We start from the raw sequence: 1733 nt of genomic DNA on the forward strand, positions 1-1733 counted from the left end.
CTCGAACCAGTCCCCATCCACCACCGGAATCACATTGTCCCGATCCGGCACAAACCGCGGCTCCGGCACACGCTCAAGGAACGTCTCCAACGAGTCCCCCTGATCCGCCAAGATCAAACCGTCACGATCCAACGAGTAACGGCCAAACATCACACCCACGCTGTAGGACACGAGCTCCGTCACCATGTCCGACGATGTAATGCCGGGCAGCTGCGCGCGCGAGTCGTCATATCGATAGGAAGGATTCGCCAGTAGCGTGATATCGCTCTGTGCGACTTGGGAGTATTCGGCGCCCAGTCCGAGCGCGGCAGCAACGACCCTGTTAGCCTCGCGCTCCAGATCCAACGATCGCTCGATCTGATCTGAAGCGCGTTCGCCCGCCATCAAGATCGATCGAGCCAGGAGTGATTCGCCATCTGATAGCAGAGGGCAGCGGAGAAAGTCCAGCGAAATCTCCTGCGCGTCCCAGTCTGCTTTGGAAATGGAGATCAACTCCGTCACGATCGACCTCACTTCGTCCCTCTGGCCAACTGCCAGCACGGGCGCTGGGAGCTTCTTGACGTCGCTGGTCTGCAGGTTGAGTGTGGGGTTGAGCAGCCGAATCAGTTCGGCCGCGTAGACGCTGTTCCCGACGAGCAGGACCAACTCAACGTCCCCATCGTGCGGGAAGAACGTAGGCCCGCCCATGTCGAACACGGCGCCAGGAGGAAGCCAGCGGAACGTATTGACGCTTGAGGTGATCATCGAATAGGTGATGCCTGATCGGTACCAGAACCGCTCGGCGAGAAGGTTAGACGTCGGGTTTCGTCGATAGAAATCTCGCGCGTCGTTCGACCAGTCGACCACATCAGTGACCAGCCCGTACCACCTGCGACGGCCGCCGCCCTTCGAGTACGGCACCCATCGCTCAGTCGGGGCGCGGCCAATCGTTGAACGGGAGACTTCCCAGGTCGCGCGGACAAACGTTGAGTTATCTCCTGTCTTGTGCAGTCCTCCAACGAAATCGGCAAGCTCTGAGAGGGGTTGACCAAGAGAGAATGTGTCTCTGAGTGCGGCGCTCATCCAGTACGCGATCGGAGCGCCCGGGATGCGGAGGAACTCGGCCGATGACGCGTCGAACCGCCACTCGATCGCCGGATCTGCTACTGCTTCTAGAGTCTTCGGCCCCTGGGCTGCGGGTCCGCGGAACTCCGTCAATCTGATGAAGGTACCCATTCGCTCATTGGTCGCACCCGGCGCCAATACGAACGCGCATACAGGAACGGTTGCTCCCTGAAACCCGGAGTATTCGAGTTGAACGAGAGCACGGACAGGGGCATGCTCCAGCACGTGCAGTCTGAGTTCGGCATATGTGCTGATGAACATCCAAACCATTGGCGACATCATGCCAACTGTGCCCCCGACCCTCGCTAGGCTAATCGTCCGAACTATGAAGGCGGCGAAGAGATCCGACTTCGCCCAGGGAAAATTCAACTTTGCATATGCTGCTAGCCTGCGGCCCATATTTCGGGAGCCCATGTATGGGGGGTTGGCGACGACGACGTGGTACCGCTGGGACAGGTACTCCGCCTGAGCGATGACCGTGCGGGCGCGTTCGTGGAGCTCTTCGCCGATCAGGTCGGTTGGCGGGTTCGCATCCAGATGCTCCCGCAGCGGCCCGATCAGCTCCTGGTCCGGATGCAGCAACGCCCCGAACGTGTCCGCATCCGCGAACAGGTTCCAGAACGCTTCCT

At 60.2% G+C, this 1733-nt stretch carries 1 protein-coding gene; it reads right to left on the bottom strand.

Features of this window, described 5'->3' with window-relative positions; all coding sequences use genetic code 11:
* Nucleotides 1-1733, bottom strand: a 1733-nt coding sequence (locus tag ACUY4T_RS14405; RefSeq protein WP_446019656.1) for an Eco57I restriction-modification methylase domain-containing protein, incomplete at both ends; no start/stop codon positions are given.

Source organism: Agromyces arachidis, from assembly GCF_052805135.1.